Below are 22,041 nucleotides of genomic sequence, written 5' to 3'. Positions count from 1 at the left end.
AATGGTCAGCTCCCTTTGTATGTTTTCATTTACTGTTTTAGCGCGAGAGGTTGAATATCTTTTTCTCAAAAATCCGCGCCGGTAATCCCTAGCTTCACTGGGTCAAAGATAGTGTCTTTTGACCTTCTCACTCTATATTTTTTCCAATTTTGCATGCCGCAGCAATGTTCCGCGCCACCTTTGTAATATAATATTCGGCGTTTTCGATTGCTTTTTCCAGTGAAATAATTCCTGGGACAATGCTGTAAAGCGCGTCAATGCCGTGGTTCAGCACAACGTCGCTGTCATCGGACAGAGAACCGGCAATAGCGATGACCGGTATACCGTACCGCTTGGCCGTTTTAGCGACACCAACAGGCGTTTTTCCGAAAATCGTCTGCCCATCGATGCGCCCCTCTCCGGTGATCACCAGCGCGGCACCTTGAATTTTCTCAGCAAATTTTACCGTTTCCAGTATAATGTCAACGCCGCGCTTTAGCTCTGCGTTCAGAAAGGCAAGCAGCCCCGCGCCTAAACCACCTGCCGCCCCAGCGCCAGGGATGTCTTTTACTTGTTTTCCTAACACCCGTTCAATGACAGTGGCATAGTGCTGCAAATTTTGATCGAGCACCGCGACCATTTCCGGCGACGCTCCTTTTTGCGGGCCGAATATCGCTGAGGCGCCTTTTGGTCCTGTCAGCGGATTGTCGACATCGCAGGCCACCTCCATTTTGACGCGTTTCAGCCGCTCATCTAGCCCGGAAAGATCAACGTCGGCCAGTTCGGACAAGCTGCCGCCTCCAGGGCCGATTTCCTGTCCATATCGGTCTAAAAGGCGGCCGCCAAGTGCCTGAATCATGCCAGCACCGCCATCATTGGTCGCGCTTCCGCCGATGCCGATAATAATATGCTCAGCGCCTTCGTCGAGAGCGGCGAGGATTAATTCTCCCGTTCCTCTTGTTGTCGTCACCAGCGGATTGCGCTTTTCCCGCGGGACAAGGTGTAAGCCGGAAGCGGCCGCCATTTCAATCGCAGCCGTTTTCCCGTCGCCAAGCATGCCGAAAAAGGCCGACACGCGCTCCCCGAGCGGTCCGGTCACTTCCGTTTCGACGATGCGTCCGCCTGTCGCGTCAACGAGCGACTGAACGGTGCCTTCTCCGCCGTCCGCCATAGGCACTTTCACGTATTCCGCCTCCGGGAATACCTCGCGGAAGCCTTTTTCCACTGCATTCGCCACTTCGAGTGCGGAAAGGCTTTCTTTAAACGAATCTGGCGCAATAACGATTTTCATCTTTCTCCCTCCATTAGAATCATGAAAACAAGCGAAAGACGCCAAAAATAAGCGTCGAGATGACGGTAAGTGTCAAGCCGATCAGCGACTCATACGGAATTAATTTCAGCCGTTCCTTTATCTCCATATGGACGCTGCCCGCCGTCGCATGAAAGAAGCTACCATGCGGCAAATGATCGAGCACCGTCGCCCCGGCATGAATCATAGCGGCTCCAGCTAATGCGGAAACGCCTAGACTCATAATTGTCGCACCGAAGACGCTGCTCGCGACAGCGGTTCCAGCAGTCGTCGAAGCAGTCGCCCCGGACATCAAAATCCCCGAAATCGGCGCTAGTACGTACGCGGGTAACCCGAAATGATCCAAACCGTTAATGATAGCGTCTTTTAGCGAGGAATTAGCAACAATACCCGCCAATGTCCCCGTCCCGACTAACATGATGGCAACACCAGACATTTTCGATAATCCAGACATAGCATAGCCATTCAGCTTCGTCCCTTTTTTCATCGCTAGCGCACCAACAATACCGCCAACTGGAAGGGCAATCATTGGGTCAATCGCAATATCAAATAATGGTCGCAGTGAGAGCAATAATATCGCGACAAGCGGGGCAATGATGGCCGCAAGGAACGAAGGCACTTGCCCGCTGCTTTCTCTTTCCTGTACATCATCAACAAACGTTCCTTTTTGCGCAAGTTTTTTTGCGATGATATACGTAACAGCAAGCCCGAATACCGCCGGGACGATCCCAGCCGCCATTAAGGATGTCAGCGGAATATGGAATGCATCCGCCGCGGCGATGGCGTTCGGATTTGGCGATATAATGTTTCCCGCCTTTCCGCCGCCAATCATTGCGAATAAAATCGCCGTTTTCGAGATATTCGCCCGTCTCGCAATCGCCAATGCAATCGGCGCGACAGTAATGACCGCGACATCGACAAACACGCCAACCGCCGTCAACAGCATCGTCGCTATGGCAAGCGCAAGCAAAGCTTGCGTTTCGCCAAGTTTGCCAACAATCGTTTTGGCGATCGATGCCGCCGCCCCTGATTCCATTAACACTCCCGCCAGCACCCCGGCGGCCAAAATGCGCAAGACGGCGGGAACCATTGCTTTTGCTCCTTCCATCATCACATTGACCGTATCGGTTATATCCGCGCCGCCGACGATGCCGCCGATAAAGGCTCCGGCGATCATTCCGTAGGCGGGAGAAACTTTTCGCAAAATCAAAACGATAGCCACTGTTAAGGCAACAAACGCTCCTAAGGCGCTTATTTGAATATTCACCATCATTCCTCTCCCACATGAATTTTCATAACACTTACATTGACTAATTCTATTCCATTTTTATCCTTTATCGAAAAAGGAGTGTCAAATACGATTTGAATGAAACAAAAAAGGATTCTTCATCAATGATGAAGAATCCTTCTTTTTACTCTTTCCCTGCTCCTGTCGCTTTTTTCATCACTACCCGTTTATGCTCTAAGTCAGACAATGGTGTTGTCTCTAAGTTTCGATACATAATATGGTCAGGATCCAATCCATTTCCTAGCACGCCATAAACATGACCTTGCCGCGGCTCAATCAGTTCATTTTGCTGATAATAGACTCTCGGCGTTTTCCATAGCGCGGCCAATGCTTTACTCATCGGCATTTCATGATATCTATCCGGCCACATTCGTTTAATATGCTCTTTCACTAATGGATAATATTTCGAGCTCATCGCTGGAAAGAGATGATGTTCCGTATGATACGAAAAGTGAAAGTGAAGCACATCGATCCACTTCGGCACGGTCACCGAGAGGCTGTTCGCTAACGGATCATTCACCGGAACTAACGGATTTAAACGATGATTAGTAGAAATATAGCTCATCACGATAAAATTTGCAATGAACAACGGCAACAAAAAGGCGAAAAACCAACGTTCCCAACCAATGATTAATAATAGCCCAATCCACGTAGCCCATGGCAGGCAAAACTGAAGCAATACGACTCTTCGAGTTTTTGGCTGAAAATCTTTGAAGAAATACACTAACATCTTGATAGAATGAATCGTAAACATCACCGATAAGGAACTAAAAGCAAAAAACGCGCGAATCGGAAACGGAATCTTGTATACCCAGCGCAATAAGCGGCTTTTGGCTAATTTCTCTAAACTTGGCCACGCATCAGGATCCAATTCTTCATCCTGTGTGTGTACATGATGAGTCACATTGTGCCATTTTCGCCATAGCTTTGGTCCGGTGCATAGCGGCCAAAACGCAATCGCGCCTAGAACATCGCGCAGCCACGGTTTTCGCACGACCGTGCCATGCAAAATTTCATGTCCTAAAAATCCTAATGACGCGAAACTGAAGCCTAGCACAACAGAAATGAGGAGATTCCATATCGGATGAAGATTCAAAAGAGAAACAGCGAGGATTCCACTGATGGTCAACAATAAATAAGCAAAACCTCCAAAAAGACGGGACTTGACAGGTTGAAACGCTTTTTTCGGTAAATATGGGGAAATTTTTGCCGCATACCAACCGAACGTATGAAATTCTTTCATTCAATAGCTCCTTTCAAATCATTCCCCGTTTGATAAGCAGCGATAAAGAAACCCTCCCCCCATGGATCATCGCGTTCATCAAAGCGCTTAGCTCAACGAAGAACCATATCCTTCTTAACCAAACGTGCAATTTTATGTGTCGAGTATCTAAAATTTAAAATCGCTATTGGTTATTTGGATTTCATGCTAACATCTTTTAGCTTGTCCTGTCAATCATTTTATGATCCAGCTCTACTAAAATTTCCTAATTATAGGTATTTAATAAACGAAAAAATGGAGATATAATTTTAAATACAATAAAAATTGTTCTACTTATTATTTTAAAATTAATTATCTGTTAAATCAGAATATTTTTGTTGACAATGATTCGTAGGAGAGAAATAGATGATGCTATCGCGGGCAAGAAAGCTGATTTTTGCTGTCTTCTTTACTTCCATTGCCATCGCCGTGTATTCCCAACCTTTTACCGCCAATGATACATATTTCACAGCACTGTTTTTATACTGGCTTTTTTCTAGCCTTTATTCCCATTTGCGCGTCGTCGATAAAACAAAAAGCAATATTCCTGTCGATTACGGCATCAATTACAGTTTATCGTTCGCTATTTTTGCCGGCCCTCTTGGATTGTTTATTTTTGAGGCATTGTTTCGCCTGACCGAACACATTACGAAAAAATGGCTAAAAACGGCGGAACCTGACGAATGGCTGCATACGATATACAATATTGGCTCTTTTGTGACGTTTAATTCCCTTGCATTCTACTTATATCACCTTCTTTATCCTTTTTTCGACCGCATCCCGTTTGGTTTTTGGCTGCTTTTGTTTTTGCTAATCGTTATCGTCTCCTTGTTGACGGACATTGGTCTTATTATTGTCTTCCATATTGTAGGCGATATAAGAACATGGCAAGAGGCAATTGACTTTATTAAAACAAGAAGCTGGTTTGACATGGGGAAAGCTTCGTTAACGAACGGCCTGCTGTTGATTTTCTTGGAAGAAAAACGATGGGGCATGCTCATTAGCTTGTTTTTGCTTAATTATTTCGTCAGCCGCTCCTTTTTCTCCAAATCGCAAAGCATCCAGCATAAAATCGAGCGCGACCAATTTGAAAAAATGGCCTATACCGATTTTCTCACCGGTGTCCATAACCGCGCGTTTATGGATAAAAAGATAGCCGAATTAAATCAAACAAATGAATGGATGAGCGTTGTCGTCGCCGATATCGACAATTTTAAAAAAATTAACGATACATATAATCATGCCGTCGGCGATCAAGTAATCCGGCATTTTGCCTCGACATTGCAACGCTTTCTAAATAAAGACGATTTCTTATTCCGCAGCGGCGGAGAGGAATTTACGATATTCCTGCGCAACCGGACTTTTGAAGAAAGCGTCCAGCTCGTGGAAACGATTTTGCAGGCGATTCGCGAAAGTGTCGTATATGTAGAGTATGAGGCTGAGGAGCGGCTCATCTCCTATACTTCTTCCTTTGGTTTGTATTTCTTTCAAACCGGCGGCCATGTATCCATAGAGAAAGCATACGTATACGCCGATCAGCTGCTTTTGCAATCAAAAAACTGCGGGAAAAACAGAGTGTCAGTAAAATATGAAGGAACCGCGTAACACACGGTTCCTCTTATTATGCAAACTCCCCATTTTCCCTATTTATGATACGGTTCCCCCCTATTAATCCGGAACGCCCGATAAATTTGTTCAAGGAGAATGAGACGCATTAGCTGGTGCGGGAACGTCATTTTGGAAAACGATAACGCTTCGTCGGCGCGCCTCATTACTTGTTTGCTTAAGCCGAGCGAGCCGCCGATCACAAACGCTACTTTGCTTTTTCCGTAAGTAGCCAGCTTGTCCAAATCGGCGGCAAACTGTTCCGATGACTTCATTTTCCCTTCTATCGCCAGGGCAATGACATAGGCGTCATCAGGAATTTTCGCTAAAATCCGTTCTCCTTCTTTCTGCTTGATCTGCTCTGCTTCCTGCTCGCTTAAATGTTCCGGCGCTTTCTCATCCGGAACTTCCATAAGGTCGATTTTCGCATAGGCGGATAGCCGTTTTGCATATTCATTCACCCCTTGTACTAAATATTTTTCTTTCAACTTACCAACAGCAACAATATAAATATGCACAGCTCATCCCCACCTTGTGAACATGTTATCAACAACACTTATCCACATATACACAATACATATCCACATATTGTGTAAAAACGTTAGTTCCCTACTATATATACAGCCTTATTTTCGCAAAAATCGCACGATTGATCGGAGTTATCCACAGGAATCAATGAAATATTAGGGGCTTGTTCTGTTTCATCCACATACATATCAATAGCTATATCCACATGTTCTTCACAGCAAATAAACATCGGTCCCACTCCTTTTATCCACTTGTGGAAAAAGAAGAAGGAGCGTGAATCCGCTCCTTTCCCCTTTTTCAATCTTGATTAAAAGGATTCTCTTTCCAGCTTCATCGTCACCGTATGTTTTTCCCCGTCACGGTAGAATGTCACTTTCATTTTATCGCCAATCGATTTTTTCGTATACAAATATTTTCGCAAGTCCAATACATCACGAATTTTGTGATCGTCTAAGGCAACGATGACATCAAATTGCTTTAAGCCCGCTTGTGCGGCCGGCGACATCGGCTCAACTTGAATGATCGCCGCCCCTTCGGTTATATTTTTCGGCAAATGCAGTGTTGCCTGTAAATGATACGAGGAAATATCGCTTAAAGACCGAAGCTCTACCCCCATGTATGGACGACGCACTTGCCCGTACTTTTCTAAATCTGAAATAACCGGAATCACTGTATTAATTGGGATGGCAAATCCAATTCCCTCTACCGCTTCTTGGGCAATTTTCATTGAGTTAATGCCAATAACTTGCCCTTGAATATTGACAAGGGCTCCACCGCTATTACCTGGGTTAATGGCCGCATCCGTTTGCAATACTTCCGCATTCCAATCCGGACTACCATCTTGGTCTAAGTCAACTTCTACTGTTCGATTCGTTCCTGATATAATTCCTTCTGTAACAGAACCAGCAAATTGTAGCCCAAGCGGATTGCCGATCGCAATGACAGGTTCTCCCGGTTTGACTGTATCTGAATTGCCAAATTCGGCTACTTTTTTGACATGCTTCGCATCGATTTCCAATACCGCTAAATCCATATACACATCGCTTCCCAACAGCTTCGCTGGCACTCTTGTTCCATCTTTTAAGCTTACTTCTAATTGACTGGCGTTCTCCACAACATGATGGTTCGTCACAATAAAAGCTTTCCCATTCTCTTTTTTATAGATGACGCCTGAGCCGGTTCCCGCTTCCTCTTCTCCGTCCTGCGACCAAAAATTCGCTTCTTGAATGTTAACAACACCAACAACCGCATCGGACACTTTATCAATCGCTTTTGTTATTTGGCTTGTCACATCAACGGAAACGTTTTGCTGGATGGGAGGCACCTTGGCTGTTTCCTTATTTGATGCTTGTTCACTTTCTTTCGGGACAATATCATAAGGAAGCACGTCCCACCGCGAAAGAGCCGGAATAGAGATTACTACTAAAAACGCCCCTAACACAGCGCCTACTAACGTAGAAACAAACCAGCCTCCGCGTCTTCTTTTTTGAATTGGCTGGTACTGCTCATAATGGTCATCGTAGTACCCCATGCGCATCAATCCTTTCCGTAACGATCGTTCCTTCCGATAGGCTGTCCATTCCTCATTATAATCATGGATAAGCAGAAAAATCCATGGTAAACACGTTTATCTATTTTCGACAAAACGATAGTCAGACATACGCTAACGCCGTTGCTTTTTTCGGATCGGTATCGTATAAATCAAACTGATCGCCAACCCCCAGCCCTTTATTTGCCAACACTTGTGCTACTGTCATCCGCGCTAATTCTTTTATATTATTATCTTGACTTAGATGGGCCAAATAAATTCGCTTTGTACGGTCGCCAATGACATCGGCTAACGCCAGCCCTGCATCTTCGTTTGAAATATGGCCGACATCGCTTAAAATGCGGCGTTTGACATTCCACGGGTATTTTCCCATCCGCAGCATTTCGACATCATGGTTGCTTTCAAAAATAAAGACATCGGCATTTTCAATCGTCCCTTTCATCCGGTCACTGACATACCCCGTATCTGTCATTAGCGCCAGCTTTTTTCCTTCATGATGAAATACGTAAAACATCGGCTCGGCCGCATCATGCGATACACCAAACGATTCCACATCCAAGCCGTCAAACGACTGCACTTTCCCTAATGGAAAAATAAACTTTTGCTCGGTGGGGATTTCGCCAATCATTCCCTCCATTGCTTTCCATGTTTTTTCGTTCGCATAAATAGGCAAACGGTACTTGCGAGCAATCACGCCCAACCCTTTAATATGATCGCTATGTTCATGGGTGATTAACACAGCGGTGATATCTTGCAGCTGGCGGTCGATTTGCGCAAATAATTGCTCTAACTGTTTGCCGCTTAAACCTGCGTCGACAAGGAGCCGCTGCCGCTCTGTTTCTATATAAAATGCATTTCCTGTACTGCCGCTTGCTAAGACACTAAACTGCATCCCCATTATTTCTCACTCCAAAACATTCCCCTCATCGTTAATGATTTGTCCTTCAAAGGCGTTAATAAAATAATCTTCTTTCCCGTTTACGACAATGTGCCACGTTGGCGTTAATACTTGTGAGGCGGTAAACTGCACAAGGCCATAGTATCCCAGCTCCACCGAGGTAACGCGGTCTCCCGGCTGCAAATATCCTTTTTTATATAACGTTTCGATTGCCTTAATAGCAGGAACAATGTCTTGCTTTCTTTCATATTTTTGTAAATCATCTAACATCGTTTGCTCATAAGATACCGCTTCATTGCGATCATTGACATGTATTAACAGTTTGCTGTTTTCATTATAAATGATTTTGCCATCGTACGTCTGATAGCAAATGACCGTATTAGATTTTCCATCAAACGCCCAAAACGTATATTTTTGGCCGTCTATAATATGCCGCTGCAAAAATTCTTTCAACCGGTACGGATCCTTAAAATTGAGCGATATCGGATGCACGAATGTCCCTTTTAGCTCTTTATCATCCTGTATCGTTACTTTTTGCCCCGACAATTTTTTCACTTCTTCTTCCGTAAACTTCTTGCTTTTGCCGCTCACATAAGCCGCCTTTGTAATTTCTTTCGGCAGTTCGACGTAGGTGATGCCGTTTGCATCCAACTGCTCTTCAATGGTTGTTTCTAAAATGACGTCCAACTGGCTGCTATTTCGCTTTTCCATAAACTGATAACCTAAAAAACAATCGAGGATCAGGAACGTAATAATGAAAATCGTCTTTGTTTTACTCCAATCCATTTACGTTCCCTCCTCTTTTTTCAAGATCCTGATCATCTATGGGTACTTTCTTCCACGTCTGGCCATACAAGTAAAACCATGCCGGCTCTAAAATAATCACTTTTTCACGTTCCGGATCTTTCATAAGCTCATAGCCAACTGTAATATCTTTGACTAGACCCTTTCTAAGTCCTTTTATCTTTTCGAGCTTTTCGATCACTCCATGACCGGATAATAGCGTTTTTGGCACATGGGCGCGGTCGGCAATTTCTAAACGAAACAGAGGCCGCTGATATTTTACAAGGTCGCTACCTCCCCATGTTTGTACGATTTCAGACATACCGTATTCATTAAACACGGGACAGCCGTTAACCGTAAGGCGGAATACAACTTTCCGTTCCTCCTTATTCCATTTTGCAAAATGATACATATCGGTCCAGCCGCCATGTTCGTTGACAAAATCAATGCTTTTTTGGATTAAATTCTCATTTTGTTCATTCCCGTCACTGTTCTCCATCCACGCCGCCGGATTGACGTACAGCAACATTCGTTGCAGAAAATCAACGTCCATTAGACGTGACCCATCCGTATACTCTTCGCCAAATGTAATTAAATCTTTTTTTACAAAACTTGGATCACTAAACAACGCCTCTTTAAATTTATCAGGGTCGAGCTCGTCCGTATAATACTGCAGGCGATCCATGACCACTTCTTCTTCCGGCAAATAAATCTGCTTCGTTTCACTAACGGCATAAGGGAAGTAGCGCGGATAGCGATCGATTTCCTCGGTTAGTTTGTTTATTTCCGATAATGTAACATCGCTTGCCAGCGCCTTGTACACTTTCCGTTTTTCCGTAGAAATAAAATAAACAGAGAGCTCATTTTTGTTCGCTAATGGAATGACAATGCGGTCAAAATAGACATTTTTTATCCCTTTATCTTTAATTTGGAAAATGGACCGGTACACATCGATAGGAATGCTATCGGGATAAACGAGCTCCAGTCTTTGTTTTTCGTATAAAAACGATAAAAATTTTCCGGTTGGAATCGTCGAAGAAATATCTTCAAAATCATCGATTGTCCATTTTTTTATTTCTTTTAAAATCTCATTTTTTTCCTCATCCTTGTCGATTCCATAATGGGCATTATTTTTATGAATCAATATTTGCGAAGGCTGGACGATCATCGCTGTATCTACTTGAGTGTTGCTGACGGAAACATGCTGAATATATTCGTCATTTTGCAACACATCATATTTTGGATGGTATGTCCATAATCCAAACGTTAAAATAATGCTTATGAGCACTAAAGTGGTTAACACAATCGACTTCACTGTTTCATACATCGTACCAGTCATCCTTTTGATCACGTTCTAGCGGTAAGGTAAAGAAAATCGTTGTTCCCTTATGCTCTTTACTTTCCGCCCAAATCGTTCCCCCATGGGCAACGACGACTTCTTTCGCAATTGCCAGCCCGAGTCCAGTACCGCCAAGTTTGCGGGATCTTGCTTTATCAACACGATAAAACCGTTCAAACACTTTCGCCAAGTCCGCTTTCGGAATGCCGACCCCTTCATCGCTGACGCTGACAATAATTTCATCGGCAAGCTCTCTGACACGAAACGTAATCGTTCCGCCTTGCGGAGAATATTTGATAGCATTGGAAATAATATTATCTAACACTTGTGTAATTTTATCTTCATCCACTTCAATAAAAATGGCTTCCTGTGGAATTTTGCGCACAAATGTGATATTTTCGCTTTTCGTTAATTCAAAGCGATCAATCACTTTATGAAAGTACGCGGAAAAATTGATCCATGATTTATTCAGCTTATAATCTTTACTATCGAGTTTAGAAAGCTGCAATAAATCGTTGACTAAGCGGATCATCCGTTCCGTTTCGTTTTGCACTACTTGAATAAATCGCGGAGCGATCTCCTTGTCTTGCCAAGCCCCTTCCGCCAATGCTTCCAAATAGCTTTTCATCGTTGTCAGCGGCGTACGGAGCTCATGGGAAACATTCGCAACAAATTGCCTCCGTTCCCGGTCGATTTTTTCCTGCTCAGTAATGTCGTGCAAAACAACAATCAACCCGTTCACAAAACCGGTCCCTTTTTGAATAACCGATAATGAAGCGCGCAAAATATATAATTCCTCATCGGTGCTGAAGTCTAAAATAAGCGAATCGCGCTCCTCGAGCAACGTTTCAAACGTGTATTGATCACCGATTCCAAGCACGTCAATAATGGAACTCGACAGCACTGTTTCACGTGAAACATTCAAGATGTTCAAGGCGGCGTCGTTAATGAGGATCACCCTGCCGCGGCGGTCCGTCGCAATCACCCCGTCGGTCATATGCGTCAATACCGACTCCAGCTTGCGGCGCTCCCCTTCCGTCGTTGCCTGCGCTTCCTGCAGTTTTTTCGTTAAATTATTGAACGTCATCGCCAATTGTCCGATTTCATCGTAACCGTAAATTTTTACTTTGCGTGAGAAGTCCCCTTTTGTCATCGCCAATGCCTGTTTACGCATGTCGGAAATCGGACGGGTAATCGTGCGTGACAAAAAAATACTGAGCACAGCAGTAATGGCAAGGGCAATGCCGGTCCCCGTTGCTAAAATTGTGTTAATTTGCCTCATTTGGGAAAATACGTTTTCCATCGAAGCGATAACGTATATTACTCCCTTTACTTCGCCGCCTGACTTAATCGGCGTAGAAGAAATATACATGCGATGCCCTGTTTTGGGATCAAGGAGCATGCGGTCGACTATTTCCCCTGTTACAAGCGATCGTTTGACATAAATCTCTGTCGTCCGCTTTCCTACAATATTTTGCATATAAGGGTTGGATGTTGCCAACACTTTGCCTTTGTCATCAATGACACGCACTTCGGAAATATCTTGGGAAACAAAATCGTGAAGAAGGGAGCGAATATCTTCTTCTAACGTCGGGCTTTTCGCATCTCTCTCCCTATTCATAGCCTGCTCCACATTGTATGCCAGCAGCGTCACCCGTTCATTTAGGGAATTTTTAAAACTTTGTACTAGCTCTGTTTCTAGCTTTCTGACAAAATACACACCGATGATTTGCATCGCGACAAGAATAAGCAAAACGTATATAACGACAAATTTGAAGTGAATCGAACGAAATGGGCCTACTTTTTTCATCTGCTTTCGTTACTCCTGTTCTGGGTTGCGCAAATAATAGCCGACTCCCCGCCGTGTCACAATCCATGAAGGGTGTGACGGATTGTCTTCAATTTTTTCACGAAGACGCCGCACCGTTACATCGACCGTACGGACATCGCCGTAATAATCGTATCCCCACACCGTTTGCAACAGGTGCTCCCTTGTCATCACTTGTCCAATATGTTTGGCTAAATAATGAAGAAGTTCAAACTCACGATGCGTTAATTCAATCGTTTCCCCTCGTTTCAACACGATATAGGCATCAGGACGAATGACGAGCGAACCGATAATAATCTCATTCATATCATTGGCATCCTCCTGCGCCGCGATTTGCGAATGGCGACGTAAATTCGCCTTTACCCGCGCCAATAGCTCCCTCGTGCTAAACGGCTTCGTGACATAGTCATCTGCCCCTAACTCTAAACCAAGCACTTTATCGATCTCGGAATCTTTCGCCGTTAACATAATAATCGGCATATCGTATTTTTTCCGCACTTCCCGGCATACTTCCATTCCGTCTTTTTGCGGAAGCATAATATCTAGCAAAATAAGGTCAGGCATGATTTCCTCGACTTTTTGTAACGCTTCTTCGCCATCGTATGCGCAAATCACTTCATATCCTTCTTTTTGTAAATTAAATTGCAAAATATCCGCAATTGGCTTCTCGTCATCAACAACTAAAATCCGCTTTTCCATCTTCTTCACATCCTTTCTTTGTCGATGGAATCAGAAATAGATTTGTCATTATTAATTTATCATGTTATCAAAATGAAATCACTCCTAACCGTTTGCCATTTAAAGGAGAAACAAAAAGAAAAGCATAGATACATCGCTGCATCTACGCTTTTTCTATAATTATTATACATATTTCACGCATATACGCTACGGATCACGTTTGTTTGCGAACGGTCCGGGCCGACGGAGAAAATGGATAATGGAATTCCTGTTAATTGCGAAATGCGCTCAACATAATGGCGGGCGTTCGCCGGCAGTTCGTCCAAGCTTTTTACCCCGGTAATATCTTCAGACCAGCCTGGGAGCTCCTCATAAATCGGCTCGCACTCTGCCAATACTTTTAAACTTGCCGGAAATTCTTCAAGAACTTTTCCCTTATAACGATAGGCAACACATATTTTCAGCGTTTCAATTCCCGTTAATACATCAATCGAATTAAGCGATAAATCGGTAATACCGCTGACGCGGCGAGCATGACGGACAACCACGCTGTCAAACCAGCCGACGCGGCGCGGACGGCCCGTCGTTGTTCCATATTCACGACCGACTTCACGGATGCGGTCGCCAATTTCATCATGTAGTTCTGTTGGGAATGGCCCATCGCCGACACGAGTCGTATATGCTTTCGCAACCCCAACGACATGTTTAATTTTCGTTGGTCCAACCCCAGCACCAATCGTCACGCCACCGGCGACTGGATTCGAGGAAGTAACAAACGGATACGTTCCTTGGTCAATATCGAGCATGACGCCTTGTGCGCCTTCAAAGAGAACACGGCGTCCTTCATCAAGTGCATTATTTAACACTACAGACGTATCGCAAACATATTTGGCGATTTGCTGCCCATATTCGTAATATTCATCTAAAATATCTTCTAGTTTAAATCCTTCAACGCCGTATACTTTTTCAAATAGGACATTTTTCTCTTGCAAATTACGCGCCAATTTTTCTTCAAATACTTCACGATCCAATAAATCGATGATGCGGATGCCGATGCGTGCCGCTTTATCCATATAGGCAGGACCGATGCCTTTTTTCGTCGTACCGATTTTGTTTGCGCCTTTCCGTTCTTCTTCAAGCTCATCTAATTTTAAATGATATGGCAAAATGACGTGCGCGCGGTTGCTGATGCGTAAATTATCGGTAGAAATGCCGCGGTCATGCAACCCGTTCAACTCCGTCACTAACGCTTTCGGATCAACGACCATTCCGTTGCCGATCACGCAAATTTTATCTTTATAAAAAATCCCGGACGGAATTAAATGCAATTTATATTTCTCTCCGTTAAAGACAATCGTATGTCCAGCATTGTTTCCGCCTTGATATCTCGCGATGACTTCCGCGTTTTCCGATAAAAAGTCGGTAATTTTTCCTTTTCCCTCATCGCCCCATTGTGTCCCGACAACGACAACTGACGACATGGCGAGCACCTCCACTTTAACTCGATATAAACATTGTAAGTGTAGCAGTTTTTGTTAGGAAAGTCAAGAAAACACGAACGTTGCTGTTTATTAGCATTTAATTTATTCGTATTTTAAAAGCACTGTCCAATAAAATGAAGAAGGCGTCAGTAAAAAATGACACCTTCTTTTCGTTACGCCCCTGGCGGAATTTGCGCATCATCAAAACGACGTTCCAAATTGACGAACTTATTATATTCTTTAATAAATGCAAGCTGCACTGTCCCAACCGGGCCGTTGCGCTGTTTAGCGATAATAATCTCGATAATGTTTTTGTTCTCCGAATCTTTATTGTAATAGTCATCACGGTATAAAAAGGCGACAATATCGGCGTCTTGCTCGATACTTCCTGATTCGCGGATATCGGACATCATCGGCCGCTTATCTTGACGCTGCTCGACGCTTCGGGACAGCTGCGATAACGCGATGACCGGTACTTCTAATTCACGGGCTAACGCTTTTAAGGAGCGGGAGATTTCCGACACTTCCTGCTGCCGGTTTTCCCTGTTTCTGCCGCTTCCTTGAATGAGCTGCAAGTAATCGATCACCACCATGCCTAGTCCGCTTTCTTGCTTTAGACGCCGGCATTTGGCGCGAATATCGCTGACGCGGATGCTAGGCGTATCATCGATATAAATGCCAGCGTTCGACAGACTCCCCATTGCCATCGTAAGTTTGCCCCAATCTTCCGGCGTCAGTTTTCCGGTCCGCAAATTTTGCGCGTTAATATTTCCTTCCGCGCATAACATCCGCATCACTAGTTGCTGAGCGCTCATTTCCAAACTAAAAATCGCGACGTTTTCATTCGTTTTTGTCGCCACGTTTTGCGCAATATTTAAAGCAAACGCTGTTTTTCCTACAGATGGACGGGCCGCAACAATAATAAAATCGCTGCGCTGAAATCCCGATGTCATGCGGTCAAGCTCCGTAAATCCAGTCGGGATTCCCGTCACCTCGCCTTTTCGATTATGGAGCATTTCAATATTATCATATGTCTGCACAAGGACTTCTTTAATATTTTTAAATGTGCCTGAATGTTTGCGCTGCGAAATCTCCATGATTTTCCGCTCTGCTTCGTCAAGCAAAACGTCTACTTCATCTTCTCTTGTGTAGCCGTCTTGCGCAATCGACGAGGCGGTGCGAATCAAGCGGCGCAACACGGATTTTTCTTCTACAATGCGCGCGTAATATTCAACGTTGGCCGCTGTCGGCACTGAATCAGCAAGCTCGCTTAAATACGAGACACCGCCCACTTCTTCCAATTGCTGCGTATCGGCAAGCTCGGCCGTTACCGTAACTAAATCGACTGGTTCACCTTTATCCGCGACACGAAGCATCGCATGAAAAATCTTTTGATGGGCAGCGCGATAAAAATCTTCCGGAATTAAAATTTCCGAAGCTAACGTTAAAGCGGAAGGATCAAGGAATACGGCGCCTAGCACAGCCTGTTCCGCTTCAATGCTTTGCGGAGGAATCCGTTCCGAAAATAGCTCGCTCATTGTTTCACCACCTTTTCCCCCGTTTTTCCTATCATAAGAAAAATGTGATTATATGAGGAAAAGCTCCCCATAAAATCACATTTATTCTTCTGTATCTCGATATACCGCTTCCCTTTCATGAAGACATAAAATTAAACTGAACAACGACCACGCTCTTATTTCTGTTCTGTTACGTGTACTTTTAATGTCGCTGTGACTTCTGGATGAAGTTTGACAGGCACATTTGTATATCCTAGTGAACGAATCGCATCGTCAAGTTCGATTTTACGCTTATCGATTTTGATATTATGCTGGGATTGAAGCGCCTCGGCAATTTGTTTGCTTGTAATGGATCCGAATAAACGGCCGCCTTCTCCGGCTTTCGCCGCCAACTCTACGGTAATCTTCTCCAATTCCTCTTTTAATTGTTTGGCCTTTGCGAGCTCTTCTTCCGCTTGCCGTTGCTCTTTCCGTTTTTGCGCCTCTAACGCTTTGATGTTTGCCGGTGTTGCTTCAATCGCAAGCCCTTGTTTGAAAAGGAAATTAGTCGCATAGCCATCCGCGACATTTTTAATTTCTCCTTTTTTCCCTTTCCCTTTGACATCTTTCAGAAAAATCACTTTCATGATGGTTTACCTCCTTCTAAATAATCATCAATGGCGGCGCGCAATTTCTGTTCCGCCTCCTCGACGGTTATATCGGAAAGCTGTGTGGCAGCATTGGTTAAATGTCCGCCGCCTCCTAAGCGCTCCATAATCACTTGCACATTGATGTCCCCTAACGAACGGGCGCTAATGCCAATCGTTTCATCCGCCCGCTTGGAAATGACAAACGAAGCGACGACCCCGCTTAAGGTGAGCAACGTATCAGCCGTCTGAGCTATTAGCACTTGATCATATGTTTCATTTGGATCTCCTTTGGCAATGGCGATGCCTCTTGAATCAATAGAGGCATGTTCAATCATTTTCGCCCGTTTGACGTAATTGGTGATGCTCTCTTTTAACAATTTTTGCACTAATACCGTATCTGCGCCTTGGGCGCGCAAATAAGAAGCAGCGTCAAACGTCCGCGAGCCAGTACGAAGCGTAAAGCTTTTTGTATCGACGACAATTCCTGCAAGAAGCGCCGTCGCCTCTAGCATCGTCAGTTTCACCCGTTTTGGCTGGTATTCAAGCAGCTCGGTGACGAGTTCGGAAGTGGAGGAAGCATATGGCTCCATATAAACGAGAATCGGCGCATCAATAAATTCTTCGCCGCGGCGATGATGGTCAATGACAACAATATGGTCAGTCCGATACAATAATCTTTCTTCGATTACTAACGAAGGACGATGCGTATCGACGATGATCAGCAATGTATCTTCTGTCACTAACTCCAGCCCTTGTTCCGGCTTAATACACCTTGACCATAGCTCCGAATGCTTTTTCAATTCTTCTATTAAGCGTTGGGCCCCAGCATCTGTTTTCGCTGTATCAATCACGATAAATCCTTCTTTTTGATTAGACTGGGCGACTTTTAAAATTCCGATCGCGGCGCCGAGTGCATCCATATCAGGATATTTATGTCCCATAATCAGCACTTTATCGCTTTCGATAATTAATTCTCTAAGCGCATGGGAAATGACGCGGGCGCGAACCCTTGTACGTTTCTCCATTGGGTTTGTTTTCCCGCCGTAAAATTTTACTTTTCCGTTTCCTTGTTTAATAGCGACTTGGTCACCGCCACGGCCTAACGCTAAATCCAAACCGGACTGTGCTAACGCTCCCAATTCCGGAAGCGACGAAACACCAGTGCCAATTCCAATGCTTAACGTCAACTGGACGTTATATTTCATCGTTTGTTCACGAACTTCATCCAAAATGGAAAATTTGCTTTTTTCTAATTGCTCGAGAATATGTTCATTTAAAACAGCGATAAACCGGTCTGATGAGGTGCGTTTTAAAAACATACCATAATCATTCGCCCATTGGTTTAATATGGACGTCACATGGCTGTTCATCTGGCTTTTTGCCGGATCGTCCATTCCCTGGGTAATCTCGTCGTAATTATCGAGGAAAATAATGGCCAATACTAGCCGTTCCGCTTCATATCGTTTTTGCAGGTCCACCTGTTCTGTGACATCAAAAAAGTAAAGCAGTTTTTCCTCGCGGCGAATGACGACTTTAAATTGTTTTCCATGGATGTTGATGATCTCTTCATTCGTCTGCCCCTGCTTCACAAAAGCGGCTAACGAATCAGCAAGGTCATATAGCGAATAGCCGACTAACGTCTGCTTCTTAAAACAGGAAACTAAAAATTGATTTGCCCATTCTACCTCATAGTCATCGTTAATTAGCATAATGCCAATCGGCATTTGCATTAACGCTTCTTCGCCGACTTTTTTTACCCGATACGATAAATTAGAAATATATTGTTCCAACTCCGCATATAATGATCGCTGTGATTGAATGACGTAATAAAGTACAAAACCAAGGAGCAACAAGCTAACTATCCCTAAAATCCATTGAAAATAAAACAAGCAGGCGGCAAACATCACCGATAAGGCAATAAAGGCGTACAAGGGATAGCGATACGCTTTCCTTTCATAAAAATGAGACATTCAAGTCAGCTCCTACATCGAAGAATAATGTACCTCATCTAATGATTATATGCGTTTTCGCAAATCAAATCCTAAATCAATTATACCTAATATCGCGATAAGATAAAGTAGAAAAGGCAGGAATAAGCATAACACCGTTCCGCCAATGACCATCCCTTTTGGAATACCTTTTTTATTCGCCATATGATATAAAAAGGAAAATCCTTGCACCGTCAAAAGCAGCTGCAATACATAATATACGTTTAAAATAGCGATATAGGCAAACGTTCCTTTTTCGAATGGGATAAAAGATAGGACAAGCACCAATACATAAACCCATAATAGACTTTTTGGCAACGTTATATCCCGAAACGGCGGCCACGTGCCGACCGGCAGTTTCAATCGCTTTAAAACCGGAATAGAGACGATGATCGTTATGTAAGCAAGCAGAAAAGCAACAATGACAAACGACGAAGGCACAACATATTTTAGAATCTCGAATCCTTGGTGAATTTGTTCCTGCAACTGCGGCGACGGATTCTGCCCCATCCCTTTCATCATTTTCATCGCCATATCAAATGATTGGCGAAAAGTTGAAAGCGTTTCCTGAATGATGTCCATCTGCAAAAATTTTACGGAGATGGCATAATCGATGACTAGGTTAATAAGAAATATAAGCGCGCTGATAAGTAAAATTATATGACGGCTTTTATTTCTGGCAAGCATTGCCCCGATTGCAATCCCCGCTGTTCCGAACATCAGTGCCATCAACATGGAAAACAGCGAGCCAATCAGCGCGGAAATAATGAGTGAAGCAACAAGGAGCAAAAGCGCATAAGTATACCCATGCCTTATCGTAAAAATAATAAACGGCAGCGCCAAAAACAAAGTCGCAATCACTCCGATGAGCGGCACGTATAAAGCAATCAAAAATAACACAGCAAATAAGGACAATTGGATAGCGCCTTCCGTGATCACATATGTTTTCCGCAACAACCGTGCCTCCCTTCTTGAAATTTAAACATAAGAAAAAGCAGTAAGGACATCCCCCTTACTGCTTTTTTTCTTATTCGTCTGCTACATATGGCAATAATGCCATTTGCCGAGCGCGTTTAATCGCAACCGTTAATTTGCGTTGATATTTCGCGCTTGTTCCCGTAACACGGCGAGGCAAAATTTTACCGCGTTCGGAAATGAATTTTTTCAACAAATCAACGTCTTTATAGTCAATATGTGTAATTCCGTTCGCTGTGAAATAGCATACTTTCCGACGTTTTGCGCGTCCGCCTTTGCGTCCTGCCATTTCATATCCTCCTTTCTTTTTCTTCTTTGTCCGATCAAAACACCTTTTGCTTTTCGATTAAAATGGCAAATCATCATCCGAAATATCGATCGGCTGGCCGTCATTGGCAAAAGGATCTTCATCTATGCGACTAAAATCTTTTTCATTTGGATAGCGATGGTTCTGATCTGGTCCAAGTGGGAATGGCTCCCCATAGTAGCCGCCTGCTGTCGTTCCACGCTGTTCTGTGCTACTTTTCGGCTCAAGAAATTGGACGCTATCAGCAACCACTTCTGTCACATATACACGTCTTCCATCTTGACCTTCATAGCTGCGGGTTTGCAAACGACCGTCGACTCCGGCTAAACTTCCTTTTTTTAAGAAATTCGCCACATTCTCCGCCTGGCGCCGCCAAACGACACAATTGATAAAGTCGGCTTCCCGTTCGCCTTGTTGGTTGGTAAACGGCCGATTGACAGCGAGCGTAAACGTTGCAACAGCCACCCCACTTGGAGTATAGCGTAATTCCGGATCTCTCGTTAACCTTCCGACGAGAATTACGCGGTTAATCATCAGAACCACCTCTTAACATGGAAAAAATTATTCTTCTTCTTTAACAACGATATGACGGATAATATCATCACTGATTCGCGCTAAACGGTCAAACTCTTGCACCGCTTTTGGTTCAGAAACGACATTAACAATCATGTAATGGCCGTCACGATATTTTTTAATTTCATATGCTAAGCGGCGTTTGCCCCAATCCGTCACATTTGTAATTTCCGCACCATTTTCTTTTAAAATAGTATTGAAACGTTCTACTAGAGCTTGTCTTGCTTCTTCGTCCATATTTGGGCGGATGATGTACATAATTTCGTATTTTCTCACGTTCGTCACCTCCTTTTGGTCTAAACGGCCCTTTTGATAAAGGGCAAGGAGCAATAAAACATTACTCACGTTTTTTGATTATATCATGGCCAGGAAGGATAAGCAATATCAAACATTAAAGCGGAAATAAATAATATCGCCATCCTGCACTTCGTAGTCTTTTCCTTCAAGGCGGATTTTTCCAGCTTCGCGCGCCGCTGCCATCGATCCCGCTGCAACTAAATCTTCGTATGAAACCGTTTCGGCGCGAATAAACCCGCGTTCAAAATCAGAGTGAATAATTCCCGCGCATTCCGGTGCTTTCATGCCTTTACGGAACGTCCAGGCACGCACTTCTTGTTCTCCCGCGGTGAAAAATGTCGCCAGACCAAGCAAGCTGTACGATGCGCGAATTAATTGATCGAGTCCTGATTGTTCAATGCCAAGTTCTTGTAAAAACAGCTCTTTTTCCTCATCGTCCAATTGCGCGATTTCCTCTTCAATTTTTGCGCACACGACAATAACTTCCGCATTGTCGCTTTTTGCAAATTCGCGAACTTGCTGCACAAACGGATTGCTGTTTGGGTTCGCCACGTCTTCTTCACCGACGTTAGCTACATATAACATTGGTTTAATCGTTAATAAATGAAGCTGTTTTACCACTTTCATTTCTTCTTCTGTAAAAGAAAGGGTACGCGCAGGTTTTCCAGCCTCAAAGGTTTCTTTTAAGCGCAATAAAATATCATATTCAAAAGCGGCATCCTTATCTTTTTGTTTGGCGATTTTGCCGACGCGGTCGATTCGTTTATCCACCGTTTCTAAGTCGGCCAAAATTAACTCTAAATTGATCGTTTCAATATCGGCAAGCGGATCGACTTTTCCCGCTACATGGGTGATATTTTCATCCGTAAAACAGCGGACAACTTGGCAGATTGCATCGACTTGGCGAATGTGCGATAAAAATTTATTGCCAAGCCCTTCTCCTTTGCTTGCCCCTTTAACGATGCCAGCGATATCGGTAAATTCAAACACTGTTGGTACCGTGCGCTTCGGCTTAAACATTTCCGTCAACACTTTTAGCCGTTCATCCGGCACTTCGACAATGCCGATGTTTGGCTCAATGGTACAGAAAGGATAATTGGCAGACTCTGCTCCTGCCTTCGTAATCGCATTAAATAGCGTCGACTTGCCGACATTTGGCAACCCGACGATTCCAGCTGTCAATCCCATACATTCCACTCCCTCTTTCCCGGTCGCATCTTTCCTCATTA

21 protein-coding genes are annotated in these 22,041 nt (G+C 44.0%); 1 reads left to right on the top strand and 20 read right to left on the bottom strand.

Annotated elements, in window-relative coordinates; all coding sequences use genetic code 11:
- Positions 1–127: 127 nt before the first annotated feature.
- The 3 genes from BDD39_RS01560 to desB all read right to left on the bottom strand — a co-directional run bounded on the left by BDD39_RS01560 (position 128) and on the right by desB (position 3,819).
- Positions 128–1,270, bottom strand: coding sequence for a glycerate kinase (locus tag BDD39_RS01560; protein ID WP_166907516.1), 1,143 nt, complete (start codon positions 1,268–1,270; stop codon positions 128–130).
- Between the two features lie 19 nt (positions 1,271–1,289).
- Positions 1,290–2,558 (bottom strand): GntP family permease, encoded by a 1,269-nt coding sequence (locus BDD39_RS01555; protein WP_380741377.1) that lies wholly within the window; start codon positions 2,556–2,558, stop codon positions 1,290–1,292.
- Positions 2,559–2,700: 142 nt separating this feature from the next.
- Positions 2,701–3,819, bottom strand: coding sequence for a Delta(10) desaturase DesB (gene desB, locus BDD39_RS01550; RefSeq protein WP_166907512.1), 1,119 nt, complete (start codon positions 3,817–3,819; stop codon positions 2,701–2,703).
- Between the two features lie 387 nt (positions 3,820–4,206).
- Between desB and BDD39_RS01545 the strand changes: the two genes are divergently transcribed.
- The gene (locus BDD39_RS01545; protein ID WP_166912208.1) at positions 4,207–5,442 is read left to right on the top strand and encodes a diguanylate cyclase; all 1,236 of its coding nucleotides are present in this window, start codon (positions 4,207–4,209) and stop codon (positions 5,440–5,442) included.
- A gap of 38 nt (positions 5,443–5,480) precedes the next feature.
- Here BDD39_RS01545 and rlmH read toward each other — a convergent pair whose 3' ends face one another.
- The 17 genes from rlmH to ychF form a co-directional block, all read right to left on the bottom strand.
- On the bottom strand, positions 5,481–5,960 hold the full coding sequence (gene rlmH, locus BDD39_RS01540) for a 23S rRNA (pseudouridine(1915)-N(3))-methyltransferase RlmH (RefSeq protein WP_166907510.1): 480 nt from the start codon (positions 5,958–5,960) through the stop codon (positions 5,481–5,483).
- A gap of 83 nt (positions 5,961–6,043) precedes the next feature.
- Positions 6,044–6,199, bottom strand: coding sequence for a CxxH/CxxC protein (locus BDD39_RS01535; RefSeq protein ID WP_166907508.1), 156 nt, complete (start codon positions 6,197–6,199; stop codon positions 6,044–6,046).
- Positions 6,200–6,277: 78 nt separating this feature from the next.
- The gene (locus BDD39_RS01530; RefSeq protein WP_166907506.1) at positions 6,278–7,501 is read right to left on the bottom strand and encodes a S1C family serine protease; all 1,224 of its coding nucleotides are present in this window, start codon (positions 7,499–7,501) and stop codon (positions 6,278–6,280) included.
- A gap of 121 nt (positions 7,502–7,622) precedes the next feature.
- On the bottom strand, positions 7,623–8,417 hold the full coding sequence (locus tag BDD39_RS01525) for an MBL fold metallo-hydrolase (RefSeq protein ID WP_166907504.1): 795 nt from the start codon (positions 8,415–8,417) through the stop codon (positions 7,623–7,625).
- Positions 8,418–8,423: 6 nt separating this feature from the next.
- The gene (locus tag BDD39_RS01520; RefSeq protein ID WP_166907502.1) at positions 8,424–9,203 is read right to left on the bottom strand and encodes a two-component system regulatory protein YycI; all 780 of its coding nucleotides are present in this window, start codon (positions 9,201–9,203) and stop codon (positions 8,424–8,426) included.
- Entirely contained in the window at positions 9,190–10,527 is a 1,338-nt protein-coding gene (locus tag BDD39_RS01515; protein ID WP_166907500.1) for a YycH family regulatory protein, read from the bottom strand. The genes BDD39_RS01520 and BDD39_RS01515 overlap by 14 nt, the downstream gene beginning before the upstream one ends.
- Entirely contained in the window at positions 10,520–12,349 is a 1,830-nt protein-coding gene (gene walK, locus BDD39_RS01510; RefSeq protein WP_166907498.1) for a cell wall metabolism sensor histidine kinase WalK, read from the bottom strand. The genes BDD39_RS01515 and walK overlap by 8 nt, the downstream gene beginning before the upstream one ends.
- A gap of 9 nt (positions 12,350–12,358) precedes the next feature.
- Positions 12,359–13,066 carry a response regulator YycF gene (gene yycF, locus BDD39_RS01505; protein ID WP_166907496.1) on the bottom strand — a complete coding sequence of 236 codons (708 nt, stop codon included), beginning with the start codon at positions 13,064–13,066 and terminating at the stop codon, positions 12,359–12,361.
- Positions 13,067–13,239: 173 nt separating this feature from the next.
- Positions 13,240–14,526, bottom strand: a complete 1,287-nt coding sequence (locus tag BDD39_RS01500) for an adenylosuccinate synthase (protein ID WP_166907494.1) — start codon at positions 14,524–14,526, stop codon at positions 13,240–13,242.
- A gap of 173 nt (positions 14,527–14,699) precedes the next feature.
- Positions 14,700–16,064, bottom strand: a complete 1,365-nt coding sequence (gene dnaB / locus BDD39_RS01495; protein WP_166907492.1) for a replicative DNA helicase — start codon at positions 16,062–16,064, stop codon at positions 14,700–14,702.
- Positions 16,065–16,219: 155 nt separating this feature from the next.
- Positions 16,220–16,669: a 50S ribosomal protein L9 gene (rplI, locus tag BDD39_RS01490; protein WP_166907490.1), complete on the bottom strand. Its 450-nt coding sequence runs from the start codon at positions 16,667–16,669 to the stop codon at positions 16,220–16,222.
- A complete protein-coding gene (locus BDD39_RS01485) occupies positions 16,666–18,642 on the bottom strand; it encodes a DHH family phosphoesterase (RefSeq protein ID WP_166907488.1) in 1,977 nt (658 codons plus the stop codon). Before BDD39_RS01485 ends, rplI begins: the two co-directional genes overlap by 4 nt.
- Before the next feature lie 45 nt (positions 18,643–18,687).
- Positions 18,688–19,614 carry a YybS family protein gene (locus BDD39_RS01480; protein ID WP_166907486.1) on the bottom strand — a complete coding sequence of 309 codons (927 nt, stop codon included), beginning with the start codon at positions 19,612–19,614 and terminating at the stop codon, positions 18,688–18,690.
- 73 nt (positions 19,615–19,687) lie between these two features.
- Positions 19,688–19,924: a 30S ribosomal protein S18 gene (gene rpsR, locus BDD39_RS01475; protein WP_013401907.1), complete on the bottom strand. Its 237-nt coding sequence runs from the start codon at positions 19,922–19,924 to the stop codon at positions 19,688–19,690.
- 57 nt (positions 19,925–19,981) lie between these two features.
- The gene (gene ssb, locus BDD39_RS01470) at positions 19,982–20,476 is read right to left on the bottom strand and encodes a single-stranded DNA-binding protein (protein ID WP_166907484.1); all 495 of its coding nucleotides are present in this window, start codon (positions 20,474–20,476) and stop codon (positions 19,982–19,984) included.
- 27 nt (positions 20,477–20,503) lie between these two features.
- Entirely contained in the window at positions 20,504–20,791 is a 288-nt protein-coding gene (gene rpsF, locus BDD39_RS01465) for a 30S ribosomal protein S6 (protein WP_166907482.1), read from the bottom strand.
- Positions 20,792–20,899: 108 nt separating this feature from the next.
- Positions 20,900–22,000, bottom strand: a complete 1,101-nt coding sequence (ychF, locus tag BDD39_RS01460) for a redox-regulated ATPase YchF (RefSeq protein WP_166912206.1) — start codon at positions 21,998–22,000, stop codon at positions 20,900–20,902.
- Positions 22,001–22,041: the final 41 nt, after the last annotated feature.

It is taken from the genome of Saccharococcus thermophilus, assembly GCF_011761475.1.
GTDB classification, from domain to species: Bacteria; Bacillota; Bacilli; order Bacillales; family Anoxybacillaceae; genus Saccharococcus; species Saccharococcus thermophilus.
Note: the sequence above shows the minus strand (reverse complement) of the source record. Positions and strands in the feature narration are given on the sequence as shown.

What these genes read in the sequence shown, in the direction of transcription:
- BDD39_RS01560 (WP_166907516.1), bottom strand. Translation starts at nt 1,270, where the DNA reads ATGAAAATCGTTATTGCGCCAGATTCGTTTAAAGAAAGCCTTTCCGCA.
- BDD39_RS01555 (WP_380741377.1), bottom strand. Translation starts at nt 2,558, where the DNA reads ATGGTGAATATTCAAATAAGCGCCTTAGGAGCGTTTGTTGCCTTAACA.
- desB (WP_166907512.1), bottom strand. Translation starts at nt 3,819, where the DNA reads ATGAAAGAATTTCATACGTTCGGTTGGTATGCGGCAAAAATTTCCCCA.
- BDD39_RS01545 (WP_166912208.1), top strand. Translation starts at nt 4,207, where the DNA reads ATGCTATCGCGGGCAAGAAAGCTGATTTTTGCTGTCTTCTTTACTTCC.
- BDD39_RS01535 (WP_166907508.1), bottom strand. Translation starts at nt 6,199, where the DNA reads ATGTTTATTTGCTGTGAAGAACATGTGGATATAGCTATTGATATGTAT.
- BDD39_RS01530 (WP_166907506.1), bottom strand. Translation starts at nt 7,501, where the DNA reads ATGGGGTACTACGATGACCATTATGAGCAGTACCAGCCAATTCAAAAA.
- BDD39_RS01525 (WP_166907504.1), bottom strand. Translation starts at nt 8,417, where the DNA reads ATGGGGATGCAGTTTAGTGTCTTAGCAAGCGGCAGTACAGGAAATGCA.
- BDD39_RS01520 (WP_166907502.1), bottom strand. Translation starts at nt 9,203, where the DNA reads ATGGATTGGAGTAAAACAAAGACGATTTTCATTATTACGTTCCTGATC.
- BDD39_RS01515 (WP_166907500.1), bottom strand. Translation starts at nt 10,527, where the DNA reads ATGTATGAAACAGTGAAGTCGATTGTGTTAACCACTTTAGTGCTCATA.
- walK (WP_166907498.1), bottom strand. Translation starts at nt 12,349, where the DNA reads ATGAAAAAAGTAGGCCCATTTCGTTCGATTCACTTCAAATTTGTCGTT.
- yycF (WP_166907496.1), bottom strand. Translation starts at nt 13,066, where the DNA reads ATGGAAAAGCGGATTTTAGTTGTTGATGACGAGAAGCCAATTGCGGAT.
- BDD39_RS01500 (WP_166907494.1), bottom strand. Translation starts at nt 14,526, where the DNA reads ATGTCGTCAGTTGTCGTTGTCGGGACACAATGGGGCGATGAGGGAAAA.
- dnaB (WP_166907492.1), bottom strand. Translation starts at nt 16,064, where the DNA reads ATGAGCGAGCTATTTTCGGAACGGATTCCTCCGCAAAGCATTGAAGCG.
- rplI (WP_166907490.1), bottom strand. Translation starts at nt 16,669, where the DNA reads ATGAAAGTGATTTTTCTGAAAGATGTCAAAGGGAAAGGGAAAAAAGGA.
- BDD39_RS01485 (WP_166907488.1), bottom strand. Translation starts at nt 18,642, where the DNA reads ATGTCTCATTTTTATGAAAGGAAAGCGTATCGCTATCCCTTGTACGCC.
- rpsR (WP_013401907.1), bottom strand. Translation starts at nt 19,924, where the DNA reads ATGGCAGGACGCAAAGGCGGACGCGCAAAACGTCGGAAAGTATGCTAT.
- ssb (WP_166907484.1), bottom strand. Translation starts at nt 20,476, where the DNA reads ATGATTAACCGCGTAATTCTCGTCGGAAGGTTAACGAGAGATCCGGAA.
- ychF (WP_166912206.1), bottom strand. Translation starts at nt 22,000, where the DNA reads ATGGGATTGACAGCTGGAATCGTCGGGTTGCCAAATGTCGGCAAGTCG.